A 5,125-nucleotide genomic window follows, 5' to 3' on the forward strand; every position below is an offset into this window, starting at 1 on the left:
ATCAACCCTACAATAAATCAACCCTACAATAAATCAACCCTACAATAAATCAACCCTACAATAAATCAACCCTACAATAAATCAACCCTACAATAAATCAACCCTACAATAAATCAACTCTAGGGGGTTTGGGGGGTAGAACCCCCCAAAAACTTGGATTGAGCAATAAAATCGCAAGTAATACTCAATCCCTTGAGTATCAAGAAAAGCACTACTACCCCCAAAGGGTAGGGTTGATTCATGAATCAACCCTACATTACTGAACGAGTACGGAGGGAGTCGAACCCCCGACACCCAGGACCGGAACCTGGTGCTCTATCCTCTGAGCTACGTACCCACGATAAAATACTATTACATTATACCACTAGCCGGCGCAGTAGAGTAGAAATTTCCCATGACTAGCGATCGCTCTTTAAAATTACTTATCAGTAACGATGACGGTATTTCCGCGCTAGGAGTCCGCACCCTTGCCAACACCCTCGCTGCCGCCGGTCATCAAGTCACCGTAGTTTGTCCCGACGGCGAGCGCTCTGCCACCGGTCATGGCTTAACCTTACACCATCCCATCCGGGCCGAACAGGTGGAAGGAATTTTTCATCCCGAGGTGATTGCCTGGTCCTGCTCGGGAACTCCCGCCGATTCGGTAAAATTTGCCCTTAGTGCCGTCCTCAAAGAGCGTCCCGATTTAGTTTTAGCCGGCATTAACCACGGGTCTAATCTCGGTACTGATATCCTCTATTCTGGCACGGTTTCCGCGGCCATGGAGGGATTAATCGAAGGTATTCCCAGTATTGCCGTTAGTCTGGCCAGTTTTAAAGCTTGTGATTTCCAACCGGCTGCGGATTTTGCCCTCACTTTAGTCAGGAAAGTTACCCTTAACCCTTTTCCTGTTCCCACTTTACTCAATGTCAACGTCCCTCCGGTTAGTAGTGCCGAAATCAAGGGAGTGAAAATCACTAGGCAGGGATTGCGACGCTACGAGGAAACCTTCGAGAAAAGACTGGACCCCAGGGGTAAAAGTTATTACTGGTTAATTGGGGAAGTGGTGGAAGATATCGAACAACCGGACTACAGCCATTTACCCCCGGAAGTGCCTACGGATGTACGCGCTATTGGCGAGAATTTTATCACCATCACGCCCCTACAATACAATTTAACTGATGTACAGGGTTTTCAACATTTGCACCGGAATTCTTGGCTTGATTGAGGAGCATCTCATGATATTCTGATTCAATCATTAGCGTTTGAGAGCCTATGTCCCCTCAATTTAATTTTCAAGAAAACGAACTCGAAGAAGCGGATGTCATAACCCTCTGGGATGAGCAAGGTCGATCACTAGACTGTTATATTGAGAATGCCTATGAAACCGATGACCTTACCTATATGCTTCTTGTCCCCGTGGATACCCCGGTGATGATTCTAGCTTGGGACGAGGAATCGGAGGAAGAAGAATCTGATGCCTTCTTAATCGAAGATAGCGAGGAAATCGAGCGGGTTTTTGCCGATGCTAAGGCAGTTTTAGCAGAATTAGACCTATTGCTCAAACCCACTGCTCACACTTTAACCGTTAGTGGTGAATTGCCTCCCCTGGAAGAAGATAATGTTCTCAGTTTAGAAATCGATAGCGATGCTCCTTCCTCGTCATCAGAGCCGGAAGAATTGCAATTTCTCGCCAGTTTCTTTTCCGAAGACCAAAAATACTCGATTTACAGTCCCCTTGCTCCTTTGTTATTCTTAGCTGTCGGTGATGGGGAAGGGAAAGTTGAATTAGTTTCCCCCGATGATGACGGTATGGGACCAATTCTAGAGGAACTTTTGTTTGATGAACTCGATTAATTACTTGATTTTACCAAATCCGCCGGGCAAAACTTTTGATAAATCTAGTCACAGTATATCTTTCGGGATTTCATCATCATTGCGATTAACACGGATTTGGTATTTTTTCTTTAAATTACGGCGTTTATCATAAAGATGAAGTATAACCTAACTTGGTATTAACGACCGGCTCCTGTCTCCCGAAAATAAAAACCTTATACCTCACTATTAAGATAAATGCTATATCACCACAACTAGGGGAGAGCTTTAAAGATTAGCTATTTTTCTGGTGATAGTGAGGATGAAAGGTTTCCAAGCAAGACTGATTAAATAACCCAATCCTGCCACTAAAATAATTGTCGCCCCCGAGGTGAGATTTAAACTATAGGATAACCATAAACCAACCAAAGTAAAGACAATTCCTAAGATAATCGCTAGGACCATCATTGCCTTCATATTTTTAACAAATTGTCCACTGATAGCCGCAGGAATAGTTAACAAAGCAATTACCATAATTAATCCTACTACCTGCATTACTGCCACAATAGTTAAAGCGGTTATTCCCATTAAACCTAAATAAATTATCTCCACGGGAATATTACGAATAATCGCAAAAGTTTCATCAAAAGATATGGCTAACAACTCTTTATAAAAGATACTAACTAAGGTTATAATTAATATATCTATGCCCGCCATTATCCATAAATCATCCCTCGGTACAGTTAAAATACTACCAAAAAGATAACTCATTAAATCAGCTTTATACCCGGGGGTTAAATCAATAAAAATTACCCCAATCGCCATACCAATCGCCCACATCACCCCGATTAAAGTATCGGCTCTCTCGCGGATGCGACGCTGTAAAAACCCCATGCCTAAAGCCGAAAAAAAGGTAAAAAATATCGCCCCCACCAGAGGATTAATACCAAAAAAATAACCGATTCCTATCCCTCCATAGGCAGCATGAGCGATTCCCCCACTGATAAAAACCACGCGATTAACTACTACTAAAGTACCCACAATCCCACAGGCAATACTAACTAATATTCCTGCGGCAATCGCATGGCGCATAAAATCAAATTGTAAAGCCTCTAGCATAGGGAATTATGAATTATGAATTAGGGAATTATGAATTATGAATTATGAATTATGAATTATGAATTATGAATTAGGGTGTGGGGTGTGGGGTGTGGGGTGTGGGGTGTGGGGTGTGGGGTGTGGGGAGCTTTTTCAGTAAACAGTAAACTCAAAACTCACATCTGATAACTGATAACTGATAACTGATTATTGATAACTTTCAATTACTTGACGAAAATCGCTTTTTTGTTTGACTCCGCGCATTTCCTTGACTAATTCCCGGTCCTTAAAGAATTGTACCGTGGGAGTCCCAGTTACTTGACCCATTTTGGCAATTTCCAGGTCAGCTTCGATGTCAATTTCCACAAAATAAATTTTGCCATCGTACTCATCGACCACTTTATCTAAAATCGGTTTCAGGGTTTTACAGGGGCCACAGGTGGGAGAAACATATTTTACCATTAACAAGCGATCGCCGTCGTGGAATAATTTCCGCAAAGCATAACCCCCAACGTGACGGGTTTTGTTAATATCAAAAGTTTCCTCCGTATCGGCCGGGGTTTCGCTAACGGTTTTCGTCTCGTAATGTTCAGAACTGGCTGATTGACGGTATTCTTGGATTAAATTATGCTCCGATAACCATCTTTCTGCCAATAACGCCGCCATACACCCCGTACCTGCGGCAGTGATTGCCTGACGGTATTCGTGGTCCTGCACATCTCCGGCGGCAAAAACCCCCTCGACGCTGGTAGCAACAGTCCCCGGTTTGACTTTCACATAACCCACCTCGTCTAATTCTAGTTGTCCTTGGAATAGGGAAGTATTGGGAGTGTGACCGACGGCATAAAATAACCCTCTAACGGCTAATTCGCTGATTTCTCCCGTTTGCGAGTTTTTAATGCGTAGTCCTGCCATTTTACTGTCTGTACCGAACACATCCAGTGCTTGGGTGTGAAAATGAACGGTAACTTTCGGATTATTTAACACCCGGTCCTGCATTGCTTTCGAGGCACGCATCGCTTCCCCGCGTATCAATAAATGGACGTGAGAGCCGTATTTAGTTAAATATACGGCTTCTTCGGCTGCGGAGTCACCGCCACCAATGACGGCCAGGTTTTCCTCTCTAAATATCGGTGTAGCACCGTCACAGATAGCACAAGCGGAAATGCCGTTACTCCAGAATTGGGCCTCGCTGGGTAATCCTAAGCGTTTGGCAGTGGCTCCTGTGGCGATAATAATACTATTGGCCTTAACTTCCCGGTCCGTGGAACGAATGGTAAAAGGACGCTGACTTAAATCCACCGAGATAACATCTTCGGTATAGCATTGGGTCCCCCATCTTTCGGCCTGTTCTTTCATTCTTTCCATCAGCTTCGGACCGGTGATTCCTTCGGGAAAACCGGGAAAATTTTCTACTTCTGTGGTGGTCATCAATTGTCCCCCCGGAATGCCTCCCGCTTGGAAACCCTCGAACATCAAGGGTTTTAAGTTCGCACGCGCCGCATAAATCGCCGCCGTATATCCCGCCGGTCCCGAACCAATAATGACTAAATTCTCGACAGTCATAACCGTAAATGCAACTCATAACGACTACGCTTTTTAGTATAGCAGATAATGTCGGGTGGGTTAGACGACGATAAGTTAGATAGTTTACCCATCAGTTTAATATGCGTCCTAACCCAGCAAGAAGTAGATTTCTGCTTAAAAATCCAGAATATCTCGGATAATAGCTTTTAAATCGGCATCAGCAGGACGTTTGACAAACTGCTCATCGAAAATTTTGGGTCTGAAACCCCGTCGTTCTACGACGGCTTTACTGTTAAATATGAGCATCGTTTACGAAATATATGCTAAAATGTGAGGTATGGAAAAAGCCTATTCGTTTCGATTTTACCCCACACCAACACAAGAGTCGCTATTGCGGCGCACATTGGGCTGTGTAAGATTAGTTTACAATAAGGCTCTCCATCTCAGAACACAAGCTTGGTACGAAAAACAAGAAAGAGTAGGATATGCTGAAACTTCTTCAATGCTAACCGAGTGGAAAAAACAAGAAGAATTAGACTTTCTCAATGAGATAAGCTGTGTACCTTTACAACAAGGGTTAAGACATTTACAAACAGCTTTTACTAACTTCTTTGCTTGTCGTAATAAGTATCCTAACTTTAAGAAAAAACATCAGGGAGGAAGTGCCGAATTTACCAAATCTGCTTTTAAATTTAAAGACAGACAA

The 5,125-nt window shown here is 43.4% G+C and carries 6 protein-coding genes and 1 tRNA gene; 3 read left to right on the top strand and 4 right to left on the bottom strand.

The window, feature by feature from the left end; translation table 11 throughout:
* Positions 1-264 precede the first annotated feature (264 nt).
* A tRNA-Arg gene (locus tag IM450_RS13395) sits at positions 265-337 on the bottom strand.
* A 57-nt stretch (positions 338-394) separates the two neighbouring features.
* Here IM450_RS13395 and surE point away from each other — a divergent pair.
* Positions 395-1,207: a 5'/3'-nucleotidase SurE gene (gene surE, locus IM450_RS13400; RefSeq protein ID WP_130758213.1), complete on the top strand. Its 813-nt coding sequence runs from the start codon at positions 395-397 to the stop codon at positions 1,205-1,207.
* A gap of 47 nt (positions 1,208-1,254) precedes the next feature.
* Positions 1,255-1,836, top strand: a complete 582-nt coding sequence (locus IM450_RS13405) for a DUF3727 domain-containing protein (protein ID WP_287667845.1) — start codon at positions 1,255-1,257, stop codon at positions 1,834-1,836.
* Between the two features lie 246 nt (positions 1,837-2,082).
* On the opposite strand, the gene IM450_RS13410 is transcribed toward IM450_RS13405, so the two are convergent.
* From IM450_RS13410 to IM450_RS13420, 3 genes are all read right to left on the bottom strand, one after another.
* Positions 2,083-2,913, bottom strand: coding sequence for a metal ABC transporter permease (locus tag IM450_RS13410; RefSeq protein WP_287667848.1), 831 nt, complete (start codon positions 2,911-2,913; stop codon positions 2,083-2,085).
* A gap of 186 nt (positions 2,914-3,099) precedes the next feature.
* Positions 3,100-4,458: a thioredoxin-disulfide reductase gene (trxB, locus tag IM450_RS13415; protein ID WP_287667851.1), complete on the bottom strand. Its 1,359-nt coding sequence runs from the start codon at positions 4,456-4,458 to the stop codon at positions 3,100-3,102.
* A 135-nt stretch (positions 4,459-4,593) separates the two neighbouring features.
* A complete protein-coding gene (locus tag IM450_RS13420) occupies positions 4,594-4,725 on the bottom strand; it encodes a hypothetical protein (RefSeq protein WP_287667854.1) in 132 nt (43 codons plus the stop codon).
* A 31-nt stretch (positions 4,726-4,756) separates the two neighbouring features.
* Between IM450_RS13420 and IM450_RS13425 the strand changes: the two genes are divergently transcribed.
* Positions 4,757-5,125, top strand: a 369-nt coding sequence (locus IM450_RS13425) for an RNA-guided endonuclease InsQ/TnpB family protein (protein WP_287688663.1), incomplete at its 3' end; no start/stop codon positions are given.

The sequence above is a fragment of the Microcystis sp. M083S1 genome (assembly GCF_020246405.1).
Taxonomy (GTDB): Bacteria; Cyanobacteriota; Cyanobacteriia; order Cyanobacteriales; family Microcystaceae; genus Microcystis; species Microcystis aeruginosa_C.